We start from the raw sequence: 17,852 nt of genomic DNA on the forward strand, positions 1-17,852 counted from the left end.
GCGATCCTGTGTCGATCTTGGTCGTGCGCTGGCGGCAGATCCGTGAGCTGCCCCATGACCTCCGCCACGTCGTCGGTTCGGGGCTCCGCGGGCCGTGCCCGCGGTGTCAGACTGGTCGCCGCAGGCAACGAGTGGCGTGAGGGAGGCGCGGGTGCGCTGGCGCAGTTTTGTCGCGGTCGGGGACAGCTTCACCGAGGGCATGGACGACGCGTACCCCGATGGCACCTATCGGGGATGGGCGGACCTGGTGGCGACCCGGCTCGCCGCCGACGCGGGCCCCGACTTCCGGTACGCGAACCTGGCCATCCGGGGTCGGCTCTTTCCCAGCGTGGTCGCCGAGCAGGTGCCCTCCGCGGTGGCGATGAAGCCCGACCTGATCAGCTTCGCAGCCGGTGGCAACGACGTGCTGCGGCGCACCTTCGACCCGGACACGCTGGTCTCCCGCTTCGACGAGGTCGTCCGGCAGTTGCGGTCCGGCGGCGCGGACGTGCTGCTGTTCCGCTTCGCCGACGTGATGGCCCGGCTGCCCGGTCAGCGCCTCGTCGCCCCTCGGGTGCAACTGCTCAACCAGGCGGTCGGCGAGACCGCCGAGCGGCATGGCGCGATCATGGTCGACCTGTACGCCGACGACACCTTCCTCAACCCGATGCTCTGGAGCACCGACCGGCTGCACCTCTCCCCGGCCGGGCACCGGCGGGTCGCCGGGCAGGTGTTGAACGCGCTCGGGATGGGCTGCGACGAGGAGTGGCTGATGGTCCCCCCGCATCCGGCACCGACCCCGTGGCTGGCCGCCCGCGCCGCCGACCTGCGCTGGGCCGGGCAGCACCTCGCCCCGTGGATCAAGCGGCGGCTGACCGGTCGCTCGTCCGGCGACACGGTGACCGCCAAGCGTCCGCTGCTCGGGCCGATCGTCGACTGACGGGTGCGCACCCTGCACACCGCGCCGTCGCTGCGGTACACGTCCACCCTGGTCGGCCTGTTCGTCATGGCTGTCGGCGCCGCACCACCGCGCACCCCGCCCGAGCTCGCCCGGTCAGTGCGCCCACTACCGAGCTGGAGCGCCGCGAGGCCGAGCGGCAGGGCCTCCTTGAGGAGATGGACCGGCTGCGGGCCAGCCCGTGGGCGCGCCTCGCTGGTCAGGGCCGAGCATCAGATCACCGGGATGCGGTACACCAGCTCGTAGCGGCCGCGCGGCAGCACGATGTCCGCGGTCTCGACCGGCACGCCCGCCGCGTAGTACGTCCGGGCGATCTCGTACACGTCGGCGCGGGCGGGCAGGTCGAGCGCGGCGACTTCAGCCGCCAGTGCCGGCCGAGAATTGATCCGCTCCTCGAATTCGTCGACGCGCACACCGATCACGTCCAGGCGGGCCACCACCCCGACCGCCGCGCCCGCCTCGGGCCACTCCACCGAGGTGCCCCCTGTGATGCTCAGCGGCTCGTACGACGTCGACAGCTGGATCGGCTCGCCGTCGGCGAGGAATCGATACGCCGTGCGCATGACCGGCGCATCGGGCTCGACGCCGAGGCGGAGGGCGATCCGCTCGTCCGCCAGGTCGTGATGGCTGTCGTGCTCCCAGGTGCCGCGTTGTCCGGCCCGGGCCGCGTCGCGGGCGAACGGGGACGTCGGTCCCGGTGTCGCACGCAGGTCGCGACCATGCGCGCGTCGGACCAGTTGGCGGGTGGCGCGTACGTACACGCCCGATCCAGGCCGACCCTCGACGAGCAACTCTGCCTTGAGAACAGAGATTGCCCACTTGGCGACGGTGCGGCTCACGGCGTACTGCTGCATCAGCTTGGTCTCACTAGGCAGCTTGGCGCCGGCCGCCAGCGCGCCGGACTGGATCTGGGCACGCAGCTCCGCGGCGATCGCCAGATAGGCAGGCGTCTTGGCCATGGGGATACAACCTCCGGTCAGCCCGCCCAGTCGATCACACGCGACCTGGTGTGCCAAGTTTCCGCGACACCCTTGCCCCGGCAAACCTAGTGCACTAGCTTTTGGTGGCATCCCGCTATCGCCCGGCTCCGGTCAGCAACCAACGCCAGCGGTAGCGGGGAGTCCTCAATGCCGCGGTGCCGGCAACACCCCCGCCCGCCGCGGCCCCCATCCACCCGGAAGGGATGTCGATGTGGCGCAACCTGATCAACCGCATCACCCGCCGTTGGCCGCGCTGCGAGCCCTCCGCCGGCCGGACCTGGGAAGCCGCCGACCGGCAGGCCGCTCAGCGGCGGCTACGCGACCTGGCGCAGCAGCGGCGGGCCGAGCATCTCTACGAGGGGCCAACACCGTGATGGGCGAGGCGCCGACCAGCGTCCGCGCCGCGGTCGAGGCCCGCTACCAGCAGTCCATCCGCGAAATCGAGGCGCTTGAGGCGCGAATGGCTGACGAGCACGTGCCCCGCCGGCCGGAGTGGGAATGCCAGCAGTGCGACCCCGGCACCTCATGGCCGTGCTCGCCGGCGCAGGTGCGCCTGTTCGAGGCGTACCGCAGTGACCGGATCGGGCTGTCGATGCACGTCGGCACCCTATACCACATCGCGTTCACGGAGCGGCCCGACGAGGACCCGACCGAGCTGTACGACCGAATCGTCGGTTGGATCCGATGACCCGGGCAGAGTGCACGCGCCCGAACATCGACACGACCGCCGTGCAGTCGGGCGACATCCCCCATCTCACTCGCTGGCAAGCATCCAGTTCGCCACTCGACCGATCAACGTGCGGGTCATCCGCCCACTCTGCGTCGCATCCGATGGCCGGTCGGCGGGCGGGGTTGCGGCGTACCTTGGGGATCATGTCTGTGCCCAACGATCCTGATCCCCGCCTCCAGTCGTACGCGGACCCGCAGCGGCTGGTCACCACCGAGTGGCTGGCCGAGCACCTGGGCGACGAGGGCCTCGTGGTGGTCGAGTCCGACGAGGACGTGCTGCTCTACGAATCCGGTCACATTCCGGGCGCCGTGAAGGTCGACTGGCACCTGGAGCTGAACGACCAGGTGACCCGGGACTACCTGGATGCCAAGAGCTTCGCCGAGCTGTGCGCCGCGAAGGGCATCGGCCGGGGCGACACCGTCGTCTTCTACGGCGACAACTTCAACTGGTGGGCCGCGTACGCCCTCTGGGTGTTCTCGCTCTTCGGCCACGCCGACGTGCGGCTGCTCGACGGTGGCCGGCAGAAGTGGATCGCCGAGGGCCGCGAGGTGACCCGCGACAAGCCGGCCCGCCCGCGCGCCGACTATCCGGTGCCGTTGCGCGACGACGCGCCGCTGCGGGCGTACCGCGAGCAGGTGATGGCGCACATCGCCGCCGGCCGGCCGCTGGTCGACGTCCGGTCGCCGGGTGAGTACACCGGCGAGATGCTGCACATGCCGGACTACCCGCAGGAGGGTGCCCTGCGGGGTGGGCACATTCCGGGCGCGGTCAGCAAGCCGTGGAAGTCCGCCGCGAACGAGGACGGGACGTTCAAGTCCGCCGACGAGCTGAAGGCGATCTACGCCGACCAGCTCGGGCTGAGCCCGGACGACGACGTCATCGCCTACTGCCGGATCGGTGAGCGTTCCAGCCACACCTGGTTCGTGCTGCGGCACCTGCTGGGCTACCCGCAGGTGCGCAACTACGACGGCTCGTGGACCGAGTGGGGCAACCTGGTCCGGGCGCCCGTGGTGAAGGGCGACCAGCCCGGCGGCCTCGCCGCCTGATCACCTGAGCACGTCCCCCGCGCGCCCGCGAACGGCCGCGCGGGGGGCGGTGCTCAGCCGGCCAGCGCCACCATGCCGGGCAGGTCGCGGACGATGCCGGTGATCTCGCCGGTCTCCGGGTTCCACCGAGCCAGGCCGGCCGGTTCCAGGCGGAGCAGCACCGCTCCCCTGTTGTCCCAGCCCAGCACCGGGCAACAGCCCTTGGCGCGCTCCCGACCCAGGTCGAGCAGGTGGGTCACCGCGCCGGTACGGGCGTCCAGCACGGCCGCTCCCTCGGCGCCGTCGATCTCGCCGCTGGTGATCCACGCCGCGCTGGCGATTCGTTCGCCGTGCAGCCAGCCCCGACCGTAGAATTCGTTGACCTCATACGGCGCGGGCAGCCCGTCGCCGGTGATCCGCTCTTCGGAGCGGATCGCGCCCTCCCGGGCGGTCCGGCTGACCAGTGTCAGGCCACCCCGCTCGCCGGTCACCTCGACCAGCGCCGCGTCGCGGCCGGCCTCCGGGTCGGGTGCGACCACGTTCCAGGCCGACACGTCGCTCGTGCCGGCCGTGGCGGTGACCCGGTCCACTGCGTACGTCCGGTTGTCGCCGCCCACCAGGACCCGGTCGTTGGCCCAGACCACCAGCTCCAGGTAGCCCTCAAGCGGTATCCGGCGCACGGCCGCGGTGGTGAGGTCGATCATGATCAGCTCGTTGGTCTGGGCGAAGGCGGCGGATCGGCCGTCCGGCGACAACACCCCCGGCTTGACGGCGGGTGCCTCGTTGCCGCTCTCGTCCCGGGTGGGTGCCAGGGTCACGACGTCGAGACTGCGCACCACGCCGTCGTCGCCGAGGACCCGGACCGCGCCGTCCGCGCGGAACTCCTCGTCCACGGGCTGGAACAGCGCCAGCGCCCGCTGGACCGGTCGCGCGGAGAGCGGCACGGTCGCCGGGTCGGCGAGCCGGGCCAACGGATCGGGTGGGAAGGTCAGCTCGGCGGGAGGTCGCTGCACGGGCCCGGCGTGGGTGGGCTCGGCGGTCGGGGTCGGTGCCACCGAGTGGTCCGGCGGCGGATCGGCCGGCGGTCGGAGGGCCGCCACCGTGCCGCCACCGAGCAGCGCCACGGCCAGGGCGACCGCACCGACGGCCCGCCGGGTACGCCGGGTGCGTCGCGCCCGGTCCCAGTGCGCACTTGCGGGCTGGCTGGGCAGTACGTCCTCGACGCTGACGGTCAGTAGCCGACGTAGCTCCTGCTCGTTCACGGGTTCACCTCCACGCCGGTGGTCGCCGCGCCGCCGCCCGGTCGGGCGTCGAGGGCGAGGTCCGGAGCCACCTCGCGGAGTCGGCGCAGGGCGGCGTGGCACTGGCTCTTCACGGTGCCGACGGTCACCCCGAGCGCCTCCGCCGTGGCGACCTCGGTCAGGTCCTCGTAGTAGCGCAGCACCAGTACGGCCCGCTGCCGGGGCGGCAGCAGACCCAGCGCGTCGTGCAGCGTGAGCCGCAACGCGCCGTCCCGGTCGGGGGCCACCTGTTCCGGCGGTGTGGCGCTGAGCCATTCGCGACGGCGGCGACGCCACCAGGACACCGCGTCGCGGTAGAGGATCGTCCGCACGTACGCGGAGGGGTCGCCCTCGCGGACCGAGGGCCAACGCAGCGCGAGTTTCAGCAGGGCGTCCTGGAGGAGATCCTCGGCCTGGTGCCGGTTGCCGCAGATCAGGTAGGCCGCACGCAGGAGCCGGTGCTGGTGGTTCTCCACGAAGGCGAGGTAGCCGTCGCGGCCGTCGTTCGCCGTGGATCCCATCCGCCCCCCTTCCGGCCGTCGCGTCGCGCGTCACCTGGCAGACGCACGGGGAGGGGCAAAAGGTTGGCTCAGGCCTCCGGCTGCCCGGTCAGGTAGCGCTGGAGGGTCGGCCCGATCCAGGCGACCAGCTCATCCGGCTCGACGTCCACCATGGGCGGCAGGCGGACGATGTAGCGGGTGAAGGCGAGGCCGAGGATCTGACTGGCCACCAGGCCGGCGCGCCGGGCGGTCATCGCGGGATCGGTGCCGAACGTGGACACGGCGGCGGTGAGCTGGTCGGTGAAGATGCCGCGCATCCGTTCGGCCGCGCCCGGGTTGGTGCTGGCGGACCGCAGCAGCGCGACGAGGGTCTCGTCGCCCTCCCACCGGCTGAGGAAGTGCCGGACCAGCGTCTCACCGAGCTGCGCTGGCGGTACGACGGCCAGGTCGGGCAGGCGCAGGTCGAACTCGGCCGCCGCCGCGAAGAGCCCCTCCTTGCTGCCGTAGTAGCGCATGACCATGGACGGGTCGATCCGGGCGTCGGCGGCGATGGCCCGGATGGTGGCGCGTTCGTACCCGTCGGCGGCGAACCGTTCCCGGGCGGCCTGGAGGATCGCCGCCCGGGTGGCGTCCGAACGGCGGGGCTGGGTCGAGCGGGCGGGCGCGGTCATGCCAACGACGGTAGGCCAACACCTGTTGACACACAATCGGCACGCTCCTAATCTGCCAACAAGCGTTTGCCAACATGTGTTGGCAGCAGTCGTTTCCGGAGGTGGCCATGCTGCCCACGAGTACCGACGTCCTGGTGGTGGGAGCGGGCCCCACCGGCCTCGCCACCGCGCTGACACTGGCCCGGCGCGGGGTGCGGGTGACCGTCCTCGACCAGGTCGCCGACCCACCGGTGACGTCTCGCGCGGCGGTCGTGCACGCGTACACCCTGGAGGTGCTGGACCGGATCGGCGCCGCGGCGCCCCTGGTCGCCCAGGGGGTGCGGGCGCCGCGCTTCACGGTCCGCGACCGGGACCGGGTGCTGCTGTCGGTCCCGTTCCACGAGCTGCCGTCCCGTTACCCCTATGCGCTGCTGGTCTCCCAGGCCGTCACCGAAGACGTGCTCACCGCGCAGTTGGTCGACCTCGGCGTACGGGTACGCCGGCCGTGCCGGCTGACCGGTCTGAGCCGCACCGGCGAGGGGGTGCTCGCGCAGGTCGACGGCACGGAGGTGCGCGCCCGGTACGTGGTCGGCGCGGACGGCCTGCACAGCACGGTCCGTCAGTTGGCCGGCATCGGCTTCACCGGTCCTGCCGACGAGGAGTCCTTCGTGCTCGCCGACGTACGCGTACGGAGCACGCTGCCCCGCGACGAGGCGGCGCTCTTCCTCGCCCGCCCCGGGCCGCTGGTCTGGGCACCACTGCCGGACGGTGTGGTGCGGCTGGTCGCCGCCGTGGCGACGGCCCCGGCCGACCCGGACGCGGCGTACCTCCAGGCGCTGCTCGACGAGCGTGGCCCGACGCGGAGACCGGACCAGGTGACCGAGGTGCTCTGGGGTTCCCGGTTCCGGGTACGCCACCGGATCGCCGACACCTTCCGGTCCGGGCCGGTGCTGCTCGCCGGGGACGCCGGCCACGTGCACAGCCCCGCCGGCGGCCAGGGCATGAACCTCGGCATCTGCGACGCGGTGGCCCTCGGCACCGCCCTCGCCGACGTCCTGGACGGCGGCCCGGAGACGGCGCTCGACGACTACAACGCCCGGCAGCGGCCGATGGCCGAGGACGTGCTGAGCTTCGCCGCCGGGCTGACCCGGATGGCCACCCTCTCCCCGGCCCGGCGGCCGGCCCGTGACGTCCTGCTCCGGGTGGTTGGCGCCGTGCCACCGGCCCGACGGCGGATCGCGCTGCGCCTGTCCGGGTTGTCCCACCGGGAACGGACCCCGGGCTAGGCTGCGCCGACCGGGCGGGAAGCAGCCCGCGCGGCTGGCCGCAGTGTCCGCCACGCGGCAAGCGTGACCAGTGCGAACGTGCCCGCCGCCGCGTCCGTCACCGGCACCGTGCCGTACGCCGCGGCGGCCAGCCCGGCGAGCATCGCGCCGACCGGGGCGGTGAGCAGGCCGACCATCCGCTGGGCCGCGCCCACCCGGCCGAGGAGCCCCGCCGGCACGTGTCGCTGCCCGTACGACGCACACAGGATGTTCCACACCACCGTGCCCGCGGCGAAGACGGCCAGCGCGAACCCGCCCGGCAGCGGATGTCGGGCCAGCGCGAACCCGGTCAGCGCCACCGTCTGCGCGGCGAGCACCGCGCACAGCGCGGGCACCGTGCCGAGTCGGGCGGCGAGCCGACCCGCACCCAGCGCCCCGGCCACGCCACCGAGGATCGCCGCAGCGGCGAACAGCCCGTACCCGGCCGGCGGCACCCGCAGCACGTCCAGCGCGTAGAGCACCAGCACCGCCATGATGCCGCTGATCGCCAGGTTGCTCGCGGCGGCGAGCAGCGTCACCCTCCACAGTGTCTGGTGCCCGCGCAGCCATCGCACCCCCTCGACGACCTCGCCCCACACCGACCCGCGCGGCGCCTTCGCCGCCACCACGGGTGCCGGAGCGAGCGCCAGCACCAGTACGGCGGCCACGGCGAAGGTGACGGCGTCCACGGCGAAGGGGAGAGCCGGGGCGGTGGCGAAGAGGACACCGGCGGCGGGAGCGCCGAGAAAACCACCCGCGACGGCCGTACCGGCCTGAAGTCGGCCGTTCGCCCGGGTCAGCCCGGCCGGCGGCACCAGCGCGGGAAGCAGCGCGAACGAGGCGGAGTCGAACAGCGTGCCCAACCCGGCCAGGAGGAACGCCGCCACCAGCAGCACCTCGACGCCGGCCCGGTCGGCGGCGACCGCCGCGGCCAACGCCGCCACCACCCCGGCGCGTACCCCGTCCACCAGGGCCATCGTGCGGCGGCGGTCCCAACGGTCGGCGTACACGCCACCGAGCAGGCCGAGGAGCAGCGGCGGCACCTGCGCGGCCACGGTGACCGCCGCGATGACCCGGGGATCGCGGGTCACCGCCGCCGCCAGCAGGGCCAGAGCCGGCGTACGCAGGGCGTCACCGAACCGCGACGCGACGGCGGCGCACCAGAGCAGCCGGAAGTCCCGGCCGAGAGCGGAAGCTGTCATGCCGGTGACCGTGCGGGTTCGACCGGGTCGAGGGTCAAGCCGCCGGGCGAAAGGGGGACGCGCCCGTCGGTGATCATCGGTACGGTGGGCGCCGGTATTCGGGACCGGGGGAGAAGACAGGCGTGGACCACACCTTCCAGGTCGACCTCCGTGGCGTCGTCGACCTGCTCAGCCATCACCTCTACGGCAGCCCACGGGTGTACGTCCGTGAGCTGCTGCAGAACGCGGTGGACGCGATCACGGCACGCCGCTCGACCGAACCGGACGCGCCCGCCCTGGTCCGCATCGAAACCCCGGACCGCACCGGCGACGGCACCCTGCGGGTGCACGACACCGGCATCGGCCTGACCGAGGCGCAGGTGCACGAGCTGCTGGCCACCATCGGCCGAAGCTCCAAAAGGGACGAGCTGGGCTTCTCCCGCCACGAGTTTCTCGGCCAGTTCGGCATCGGCCTGCTCTCCTGCTTCCTGGTCGCCGACGAAATCCAGGTGCTCACCCGCAACGGCGAGCACCCCACGGTCCGCTGGACCGGGTACGCCGACGGCCGGTACGCGGTGAGCGTGGCACCGCCGCAGGCCGCCCGCGCCGAACCGGGCACCACCGTCACGCTGGTGCCCCGCCGCGACGCCGACCAGTGGTTCGCCACCCCGACCGTCACCGACCTGGCCCGGCTCTTCGGTTCGCTGCTGCCCGTCACGGTCCGGGTCGGCGACGTGGTCACCACCACCGGCGAACCGCCGTGGCCGACCGCGCCGGGTGCGCCGGTCGACCGGGCCGCGCTGATCGCGTACGCCCGGGAGGCGCTCGGCGTCGACCCGTTCGACGTGCTGCCACTGAGCGTGCCGGAGGCCGGGCTAACCGGTGTCGCCGTCATCCTGCCTACCCCGGTGAACCCGGCGGCCCGCGCGGGGCACCGGGTCTACCTCAAGCGGATGCTGCTCACCGAACACGCCGACGGGCTGCTGCCGGACTGGGCGTTCTTCGCGCACTGCGTCGTGGACGCCAGCGAGCTGCGCCCCACCGCCAGCCGGGAGGCCCTCTACGAGGACACCCTGCTGACCGCGACCCGGGATGCGCTCGGCGACCAGATCCGCGGCTGGCTGGTCCGGTTGGCACGGCACGACCCGCACCGGCTCGCCGAGTTCCTCCAGGTGCACCACCTCGGCGTGAAGGCGCTGGCGTTGCACGACGACGAGATGCTGCGGCTGGTCGACCGGTGGTGGCCGATGGACACCAACGTCGGCACGCTCACCCTCGCCGAGTTCCGGGAACGCCACGGTGTGCTCCGCTACGCGGCGAGCCTGGACGAGTTCCGCCAGCTCGCCGCGGTGGCCGCCGCGCAGGACCTGGCGGTGGTCAACGCCGGCTACACGTACGACACCGAGCTGATCGAGCGGCTGCCGGTGGTGGACCGTTCGGTGCTCATCGAACGGCTGGAGCCGAGCGACCTCACGACCCGCTTCGACAGCCTCGACCCGCAGGTGGAGTTGGCGCTGCGGCCGTTCCTCACCGCCGCGCAGCGGGCCGTCGAACGCTCCGGCTGTGAGGTGGTGATCCGGGCGTACGACCCGGTCTCGCTGCCCGCGCTCTACCTGGTCAGCCGGTCGGCGGCATTCAACGACCAGCTCGCGGCCAGCCGGGACCGGGCCGACGAGCTGTGGGGTGGCGTGCTCGACGCGCTCGCCGCGACCGCCCCACCGGACCGCCCGCAGTTGGTGCTCAACCACCGCAACCCGCTGGTCCGCCGGGTCACCATGCTGGCCGACCCGGAGCTGGTGGGGCTCGCCATCGAGGCGCTGTACGGGCAGGCGTTGCTGCTCGGCCACCATCCGATCCGCGCCGCCGACGCGGCGCTGCTGAACGATTCCTTCCTCGGCCTGCTCGGCCGGGCCGTGCCGGGACGGGAGTGAGCATGAGCGACGAGGATCTGTGGCGGGTGCTGCGTGGCATCTCCGACATGCCGTACGGGGCGGGGCAGATCGCCGCCCTGGAGCAGTTGCTGCGCCGGGTGGACGCCGCCGACGACCGGCACCTCGCGTTCGTCACCCGGATGCAGGCCACCACGGGCTACATCTACGGCGGCGAGCCGGCGAAGTCCTTCGTGACGTTCTCCTGGTGTCTGTCCGAGTTCGACCGCGACCCGCAGCCCTACCACCAGCGGCACCTGCACAACCTGCTCTGGCACTTCAAGTACATGATCAACGGGCTGTTGAACTTCCCGGAGGTGCCGCTCGACCGCACGTACGCCGTGCTGGACGACATGGAGCGCCGCTACCGGGCGGGTGGGCACAGCCTGCAGACCGTCAACAAGCACCGGTTCCGGGTCGCCGACCACGTGGGCGACGCCGAGGCGGCCGAGCACTGGTACCGGCTCTGGCAGACCACCCCGCGCGACGACCTCTCCGACTGCGCCGGCTGTGATCCGACCAGCCAGGTGGGCTACCTCGCCGACAACGGGCGGGACGCGGAGGCGGTGGCGTTGGCCGAGCCGGTGCTCGCCGGCCGGCTCAGCTGCAACGAGCAGCCACAGTCGATCCTCACCGCGCTGCTCCTGCCGTACCTGCGGACCGGGCGGGGCGAGTCGGCGCGCGACGCGCACCGGGAGGCGTACCGCCGGTTGCGCGGCAACCTCGCCAACCTGTGGGACATCGGCGACCACGTCGAGTTCTGCACGATGACCGGTAACGAGGCACGGGCGCTGGAGCTGGTCGAACGGCACCTGGACTGGCTGGACCGGCCGCCGTCGCCGGCCGCCGCGATGCACTTCGCGGCGACGGCCGCCGCGGCGTTGCGCCAGGCCGGCCGGAGCGCCGGGACGACCGTGTACCGCCGGGCCGCCGAGGGACGGCCGGCCGGCGAGGTGTCGACGCTGGTGCTCGCCGACGAGTTGACGCGGACCGCGACCGAGCTGGCGGCGCGCTTCGACGCCCGCAACGGCACCACCCACCAGTCGGAGTGGATCGCCCGCCGGCTCGCCGTGCGGCCGAGCGGCGAGCACGTGCCGCTGTCGGCGAGCGTCCGCCGTCGCCCGTCGCGTCCGACCGGGGACGACCCGACCATCCCCCTCGGCGGGGCTGCACCGGCGACCGTCGGCGACGCGCCGCACGCCGGTCCTGCCGAGACGCCCGCGGTGACCGTGCCCGCCGACGCCGGCCCGGACGAGCTGCTGGATCTCGCCGAGCAGAGCTGGGGTCGGCACGACCGGGCCACGTTCCGGGCGGCGCTGGCCGCTTGCGACGAGCGCTTCGGCTCCGACGACCTGCCCCCGCGTACGGTCGCCCACCGGCTGGCTTTGCGGGCCGCCGAGCGCGGCGACGAGGACGACATCCAGGGTGCGGTGGAGATGAACCGGGCGGCTCTGGAGCTGTACCGGACGGCGGGTGAGGACCTGCCGGCCCAGGTGGTCGCCGGGCGACTCGGTGTGCTGCTGACCCGCTCCGACGACGACGCCGACGAGGGGCTGGCGTTGGTCCGGGAGGCCGCCGAGGTGCTGGACCGGGACGGCGACGCCCGACAGCGGGCCGCCGCGCACGACCGGGTGGCGCTGGCGCTGCTGCACCGGGAACGCTGGGCGGACGCGCTCGCGGCCCTCGACCGGGTGCCTGCCGACGCGGGCGGCGACCCACACCTCGCGGCCCGGATCGCGCTGCACCGCGCGCACCTGCTGGAGCAGTCCGAACGGGTCGAGGAGGCGCGCGCCGCCGCCGACGAGTCCCGCCGCATCGCCCGTGAGCTGGGTGTCGGCGAACTGGTCACGGCCGCCTGCCTGACCTACGCCCGCGCGGTGGACGATCCGGCCGACGCGGTGGCCGCCTGCGACGAGGCGCTGCTGGTGGCACCGGCGGACGCGGAGTTGCCGGTGCGGGTCGCCCGTGCCCGCGCGTTGCTCTCCGCCGGCCGCGCCGCCGACGCCGTCGACGACTTCGTCGAGGCGGTGACGCTCTGCGTCGAGCGGGGTGCCGAGGGCGACGCGTTCCTGCGCTGGGAGCTGGCGAACGCGTACCGGGTGGTGGGTCGGCTCGCCGAGGCGGCCGAGGTCGCCGAGGAGGCCGTCCTCGGTCTCGACCGGCTCGGCGCACAGGCCGAGGCGGACCGGTGCCGGCACCTGCTGGCGGGCGTGTACGCCGGGCTCGGCGAGATCGACCCCGCACTGGCCCTACTGGAGCAGTTGGCCGGCAATCTGGACGGTCCGGACAACCTCCCGTACCGGGCGCAGGTGCTCGAGGAGGCCGGCGGCATCCTGTACGACGCGGACCGGGACGCCGCCGGCGCGGAGCGGTTCGCAGCGGCTGCCACCGCGTACCGGCTCGGCGGCCTGCCGCTGGACGAGTTGCGGGCCCGCCGGCGGGAGGCGTACGCCTGGTTCTGGGCCGATGACCGACCGGCGGCGATCCGTGCCGTCGAGCAGGTGGACGGGTTGGCGGCGACGATGATCGGGCAGCCGGAGCCGCCGGTGACGTACGAGCTGGCGATGGCCGCCGAGGCCGGGGCGCGGGTGCTGACGGCCGAGGGTCGGCCGGACGAGGCGCTGGCCCGGCTCGCCGGGGTGCCGGACCGGTTGCGGTCGATCGAGGCGTTCGGTGAGGCCGCCCAGGTGGAGGTCCTCACCGGTGAGCTGCTGCTGCGACTGGACCGGCCGGCCGAGGCGGAGCCGCTCCTGCGGCGCGTCCTCGGTGGGCTCCCGGCCAACTCGCGGCCGGTGCGCCAGACCGCCTGGCTGCTGGCCCGTGCCCTGGATCTGCTGGACCGGCCCGCCGAGGCCGCCGCGTTGCGGGCGGAGCACGACCTCGACCCGGACGACGAGTGAGCGCGCCGGCGCGCGCCGGGGTGTGTGTAACCGCTCGGTAACCAGCGTCCCACCGGGGTCGGCTCGCGGTCTACGCTTGCCCGGTGACGGTGGAGCAGCAGGCACGGGGCGCGGCGGGCGCGGGCCGGCGCCGGTCCCGCAAGGACGAGATCCTGGAGATCGCGGTCGGTCTGTTCGCCGCCCGTGGCTACCACGGTGTGTCGATGGACGACATCGGCGCGGCAGCGGGGGTCACCGGTCCGGCGCTCTACCACCACTTCGCCGGCAAGGAGGCGATGCTGGCCGCCGCGCTGATCCCGGTGAGCGAGGGACTGCTGGCCGGCGGGCGGGAACGCTCCGCCGGGCATCCGGACGACCCGCGTGGCGTACTGGAGTCGCTGATCGATTTCCACGTCGAGTTCGCGTTGGCCAACCCCGCGGTGATCGCACTGCACCTGCACGAGTTGGACCGCCTGCCGGAGGAGCCGCGGCGGCGGATCCGCCGCCTGCAACGGATGTACGTCGAGGAGTGGGTGACGGTGCTCACCGCACTGCATCCGGGCATGCCCGACGGTGAGGCGCGGGTGCTCGCCCATGCCGCGTTCGGCCTGATGAACTCGACGCCGTTCCTCGGTGGTGAGGTGGACCGGCGCCGTCGCGCCGAGCTGCTGCGGGGCGCGACCCTGGCCGCTCTGCTCGCCTGAGTCGACTCGTCAGAAGTGCACCGGTCATGATTCCCTGACATCGTCCCACCATCCGGACGCCGGGAGGAAACATGATCGAGTCACTGCTGGTCGCCAATCGGGGCGAGATCGCCCGCCGGATCATCCGGACCGCCAGGCGGCTCGGCATCCGCGCGATCGCGGTGTACTCGGAGGCCGACGCCGACCTGCCGTTCGTCACCGAGGCGGACGAGGCGGTCCTGATCGGTCCGCCGAATCCGGCACAGAGCTACCGCAACGCCGAGGCGATCCTCGCCGCCGCGAAGTCGACCGGCGCGCAGGCCATCCATCCCGGGTACGGCTTCCTGTCGGAGAACGCCGAGTTCGCCCGTACCGTCGAGGCGAGTGGGCTGATCTGGGTCGGGCCCGACGCGGACGCGATCACCGCGATGGGCGACAAGATCAACGCCCGTAATCTGATGGCGGCGGCCGGCGTTCCGGTCGCGCCCGGCACCACCGACCCGGCCGCCGACCTGGACGCGGCGGTGGCGGCCGCCGCCGAGATCGGCTACCCGGTGATGGTCAAGGCCGCCGCCGGCGGCGGTGGGATGGGCATGGGTGTGGCCGTCGACGAGGCCGCGCTGCGCACCGAGTACGACAAGGTGCGCGCCTTCGCCGAGCGGATGTTCGGTGACGGCTCGGTGCTGATCGAGCGGTACTTCCCCCGGGTGCGCCACGTCGAGGTGCAGATCCTCGGCCTGGCCGACGGTCGGGTGGTGGCGCTCGGCGAGCGCGAGTGCTCGGTGCAGCGGCGCAACCAGAAGCTGGTCGAGGAGTCCCCGTCCCCGGCGGTCTCACCGGAGCTGCGGGCACGTCTCCTGGCTGCGGCGGTGCGTGCCGGCGAGGCGGTCGGCTACCGCAACGCGGGGACCGTCGAGTGCCTGTTGGTCCCGCGTCAGCGGGACTCTGAGGGTGCCGGCTCCGGCTCCGAAGATTTCTTCTTCCTGGAGATGAACACGCGCCTTCAGGTGGAACACCCGGTGACCGAGTACGTCTACGGGATCGACCTGGTCGAGGAACAGTTGCGGGTGGCGGCCGGGTTGGCGCCGACGTTCGACCCGGACGCGTTGACGCCGAGCGGCCACGCCATCGAGATGCGGATCAACGCGGAGGACCCGAAGCGGTTCCTGCCCGGCCCGGGCGTGGTGCGGACCTGGGTGGAGCCCACCGGTGAGGGTGTCCGGGTGGACTCGGGCTACACCGAGGGCAACACGGTCACCCCGTTCTACGACAGCCTGCTGGCCAAGCTGATCGTCACCGGCGACACCCGCGAGCAGGCGATCGAGCGTGCCCGGTCGGCGGTGGGCGCCTTCCGGATCGAGGGCCCCAAGAACAATGTCGCGTTCTTCGCCGAGCTGCTGGAGAACGGGGAGTTTCTCTCCGGCGCCTACGACACCGGCATCGTCGGTCGCATGCGCTGACCCCGGTCGGTTCGAGTGCAGGATGACAATAGGAAGCTGACGACTTCCTGACATCGATCACCAAGCATCGTCTTCTGAACGGAGGTCGATCCGATCATCCGTCGCTGACGAGAGGTCCATCCATGAGGAAACGGGCTTTGCCCAACGGCATGGTCGCTGTCGGGCTGCTGTTGGCTGCCGCGCTCACCCCGACGCCGGCGGTCGCCGCCGCTGCCCCGCCCACCGTCGGCGCCGGCGCGGTCATGCCGCACCTCACGGCACTGCAGGAGATCGCGGAGGTGATGCCGTCGATCCTCGACTTCTACGCGGACACGTTCGGCCCCTTTCCGTTCGGCGTCTCGGGTGCCACCGTGGTGCCCTACCTGACTGGACGTTTGTTTCGCGTTCGCGTCAGTAGCGACCGATTTACGCCTCGACCTCGTTAGGGCAATATGCCGGACCTGACCTGGAATACACGCATCCCGGTCAGCTCTGCCTTGACCAGAATCAGAGCATTTCAGCCCGTGATCGTGTCTGATTCACTTTCACCCGACATCGACGTACATGAGGTCCGTCGATCCGACCCCCAGACGCCGTACGCCTGAATCATGACCGCGCGACGAGCCTATCCGTCCGACCTGTCCGACGCCCGATGGGCCCTGATCGCGCCCCGCCTGACAGCCTGGCGACAGGCCCGCACCGACGTCGGCGTCAGCGGCCGCACCCCCACCCACGACCTGCGCGAGATCTTCAACGCCATCCTGTACGTCAACCGAACCGGCATCGCCTGGCGCCACCTGCCCCACGACTTCCCGCCCCACCCGACGGTCTACGGCTACTTCGCCGCCTGGAGCAAGGAAGGCATCTTCACCGAACTGAACTACCAGCTCACCGGCCTCGTTCGCGACCACCATGGCCGCACTATCGCACCCACCGCGGCCATCATGGACAGCCAGAGCGTGAAAACCTCCACCAACGTCCCACCGTCCACACAGGGCACCGACGCCGGGAAGAGAATCATCGGCCGCAAACGCAGCATCATCACCGACACCCTCGGCCTGCTCCTCGCCGTCATCGTCACCGCCGGCAGCGCCAGCGACAACGCCATCGGCACCGACCTACTCGACCGGGCCACCGCCGTCTACCCCACCCTGACCAAGACCTGGGTCGACGCCGGATTCAAGAACCGCGTCGTCGAACACGGTGCCGCACTCGGCGTCGACGTGGAGATCGTCACCAAGGACCCGCAGGTCAAGGGCTTCAGCGTGGTCAAGCGCAGATGGGTCGTCGAACGCACCATCGGCTGGCTCATGCACCACCGCCGACTCGTCCGCGACTACGAAACCCGACCCGACAACTCCGCCAGCATGATCACCCTCGCCATGATCGACAACCTCGCCAAACGCCTCACCACCGAAACCACCCCAACCTGGCGAGAACCCCTACAACCGCATAACACACAAAATACGTGAATCAGACGTCCTCTCAGGCGGGTGGCGGGAGGATCCAGGGGGTGCCGGCGCGGCGGCGTGGGCATTCGTGAGCCCTGGTGAACCAAGACTGTCCCAGTAACGTTTTTAGTCCTAGATACGGCAGCCGCCGAGATCGCACCTCAATATAAAATCGGAGAGTTGCGCTGTGTCACAAAGTCCACTGATGCCTTACGACGCGTACACGGTTGCGAATCGCAGCGAGAGAACCGAGTTCGCTATTGAGAGCGACGCACGAGAACTCATCCCTCTCCAGCAGCCGAGGAGGGATGAGTGGATTGCCGAAGAATTGATCGTTAGCGGGAGGTGTGGCGTTCCGGATACATACATAACAATCGATAATCTTGTCAATTATATCCATTCTTACGAGAATGTGGCAGCCCTCTTGGTGGCTGACCGATCTGCGGTTAAGGTAGTTTGCCAGGCTCTCGAAGAATGGAATTCCAGTGCAGCCCTCCAAGGTTTGGATTCCAGTAAAGGGAGGGAATTTCTAACTGCAATAATCCGCTCTCAATCGGACGCGTCATCGCGCGGAATAATGGCGGGAGTTGCACGGCTAACATCCTTTGGTGCCAGTTCGTCTTCGTCCAATAGTGGGCAGTCATATAGGGATGGGTCCTCAGCGACTGCTACTGACGCCGCAGTAAAAGGATACGGGAGCACCGGGCAGAGAAGGAGTCGGTACCAGCAGTAGCGCAGCTCGGCCGTACGTGTTCAGTCAACGTCAACGGCATGATCATGCCTTGTCAAGACTCTCCTGCTGATCGGTTCAAGCCATTACAGAGCAGGCGGACACGGCTGGCATGAGCGGCTGCTACGGTGATCGCGGGTAGGCGGCGCGAGTTC

General features: G+C 71.6%; 16 protein-coding genes. 11 read left to right on the forward strand and 5 right to left on the reverse strand.

Translation table 11 applies throughout. The features are described from left to right. Positions 1 to 151: 151 nt before the first annotated feature. Positions 152 to 919 (forward strand): SGNH/GDSL hydrolase family protein, encoded by a 768-nt coding sequence (locus tag F8271_RS01170; RefSeq protein WP_151487713.1) that lies wholly within the window; start codon positions 152 to 154, stop codon positions 917 to 919. Positions 920 to 1,149: 230 nt separating this feature from the next. On the opposite strand, the gene F8271_RS01175 is transcribed toward F8271_RS01170, so the two are convergent. Further along, positions 1,150 to 1,896, reverse strand: coding sequence for a GntR family transcriptional regulator (locus F8271_RS01175; protein ID WP_192580089.1), 747 nt, complete (start codon positions 1,894 to 1,896; stop codon positions 1,150 to 1,152). Between the two features lie 230 nt (positions 1,897 to 2,126). Here F8271_RS01175 and F8271_RS32115 point away from each other — a divergent pair, with 230 nt between their 5' ends. From F8271_RS32115 to F8271_RS01185, 3 genes are all read left to right on the forward strand, one after another. After that, positions 2,127 to 2,291, forward strand: coding sequence for a hypothetical protein (locus tag F8271_RS32115; RefSeq protein ID WP_192580090.1), 165 nt, complete (start codon positions 2,127 to 2,129; stop codon positions 2,289 to 2,291). After that, positions 2,291 to 2,605, forward strand: a complete 315-nt coding sequence (locus F8271_RS32120; RefSeq protein ID WP_192580091.1) for a hypothetical protein — start codon at positions 2,291 to 2,293, stop codon at positions 2,603 to 2,605. The genes F8271_RS32115 and F8271_RS32120 overlap by 1 nt, the downstream gene beginning before the upstream one ends. A 185-nt stretch (positions 2,606 to 2,790) precedes the next feature. After that, positions 2,791 to 3,693, forward strand: a complete 903-nt coding sequence (locus tag F8271_RS01185) for a sulfurtransferase (protein ID WP_151487716.1) — start codon at positions 2,791 to 2,793, stop codon at positions 3,691 to 3,693. Between the two features lie 53 nt (positions 3,694 to 3,746). Here F8271_RS01185 and F8271_RS01190 read toward each other — a convergent pair whose 3' ends face one another. The 3 genes from F8271_RS01190 to F8271_RS01200 form a co-directional block, all read right to left on the reverse strand. After that, the gene (locus F8271_RS01190) at positions 3,747 to 4,934 is read right to left on the reverse strand and encodes a hypothetical protein (RefSeq protein ID WP_151487717.1); all 1,188 of its coding nucleotides are present in this window, start codon (positions 4,932 to 4,934) and stop codon (positions 3,747 to 3,749) included. Continuing rightward, entirely contained in the window at positions 4,931 to 5,473 is a 543-nt protein-coding gene (locus tag F8271_RS01195; RefSeq protein WP_151487718.1) for a SigE family RNA polymerase sigma factor, read from the reverse strand. Before F8271_RS01195 ends, F8271_RS01190 begins: the two co-directional genes overlap by 4 nt. 68 nt (positions 5,474 to 5,541) lie before the next feature. Next, positions 5,542 to 6,123: a TetR family transcriptional regulator gene (locus tag F8271_RS01200; protein ID WP_151487719.1), complete on the reverse strand. Its 582-nt coding sequence runs from the start codon at positions 6,121 to 6,123 to the stop codon at positions 5,542 to 5,544. A 107-nt stretch (positions 6,124 to 6,230) separates the two neighbouring features. Between F8271_RS01200 and F8271_RS01205 the strand changes: the two genes are divergently transcribed. Continuing rightward, positions 6,231 to 7,388 carry an FAD-dependent oxidoreductase gene (locus F8271_RS01205; protein WP_151487720.1) on the forward strand — a complete coding sequence of 386 codons (1,158 nt, stop codon included), beginning with the start codon at positions 6,231 to 6,233 and terminating at the stop codon, positions 7,386 to 7,388. Here the strand turns inward: F8271_RS01205 and F8271_RS01210 are convergent. Continuing rightward, positions 7,385 to 8,608 carry an MFS transporter gene (locus F8271_RS01210; RefSeq protein ID WP_151487721.1) on the reverse strand — a complete coding sequence of 408 codons (1,224 nt, stop codon included), beginning with the start codon at positions 8,606 to 8,608 and terminating at the stop codon, positions 7,385 to 7,387. The two genes, F8271_RS01205 and F8271_RS01210, sit on opposite strands and share 4 nt — an antisense overlap. A gap of 122 nt (positions 8,609 to 8,730) precedes the next feature. On the opposite strand from F8271_RS01210, the gene F8271_RS01215 reads away from it, so the two are divergent. The 6 genes from F8271_RS01215 (at position 8,731) to F8271_RS01240 (ending at position 16,988) form a co-directional block, all read left to right on the forward strand. Beyond that, entirely contained in the window at positions 8,731 to 10,518 is a 1,788-nt protein-coding gene (locus F8271_RS01215) for an HSP90 family protein (protein WP_151487722.1), read from the forward strand. A 2-nt stretch (positions 10,519 to 10,520) separates the two neighbouring features. Further along, complete coding sequence (locus F8271_RS01220) at positions 10,521 to 13,415, forward strand: tetratricopeptide repeat protein (protein ID WP_151487723.1); 2,895 nt, start codon at positions 10,521 to 10,523, stop codon at positions 13,413 to 13,415. An 83-nt stretch (positions 13,416 to 13,498) separates the two neighbouring features. Beyond that, a complete protein-coding gene (locus tag F8271_RS01225; protein WP_151487724.1) occupies positions 13,499 to 14,098 on the forward strand; it encodes a TetR/AcrR family transcriptional regulator in 600 nt (199 codons plus the stop codon). Positions 14,099 to 14,169: 71 nt separating this feature from the next. Then, on the forward strand, positions 14,170 to 15,537 hold the full coding sequence (locus tag F8271_RS01230) for an acetyl/propionyl/methylcrotonyl-CoA carboxylase subunit alpha (RefSeq protein WP_151487725.1): 1,368 nt from the start codon (positions 14,170 to 14,172) through the stop codon (positions 15,535 to 15,537). A gap of 122 nt (positions 15,538 to 15,659) precedes the next feature. Next, a complete protein-coding gene (locus F8271_RS01235; RefSeq protein WP_151487726.1) occupies positions 15,660 to 15,962 on the forward strand; it encodes a M1 family metallopeptidase in 303 nt (100 codons plus the stop codon). A 162-nt stretch (positions 15,963 to 16,124) separates the two neighbouring features. Continuing rightward, positions 16,125 to 16,988: an IS5 family transposase gene (locus F8271_RS01240; RefSeq protein ID WP_151487727.1), complete on the forward strand. Its 864-nt coding sequence runs from the start codon at positions 16,125 to 16,127 to the stop codon at positions 16,986 to 16,988. Positions 16,989 to 17,852: the final 864 nt, after the last annotated feature.

Origin of the sequence: Micromonospora sp. ALFpr18c, from assembly GCF_008868155.1 — a bacterium.
Classification (GTDB): domain Bacteria; phylum Actinomycetota; class Actinomycetes; order Mycobacteriales; family Micromonosporaceae; genus Micromonospora.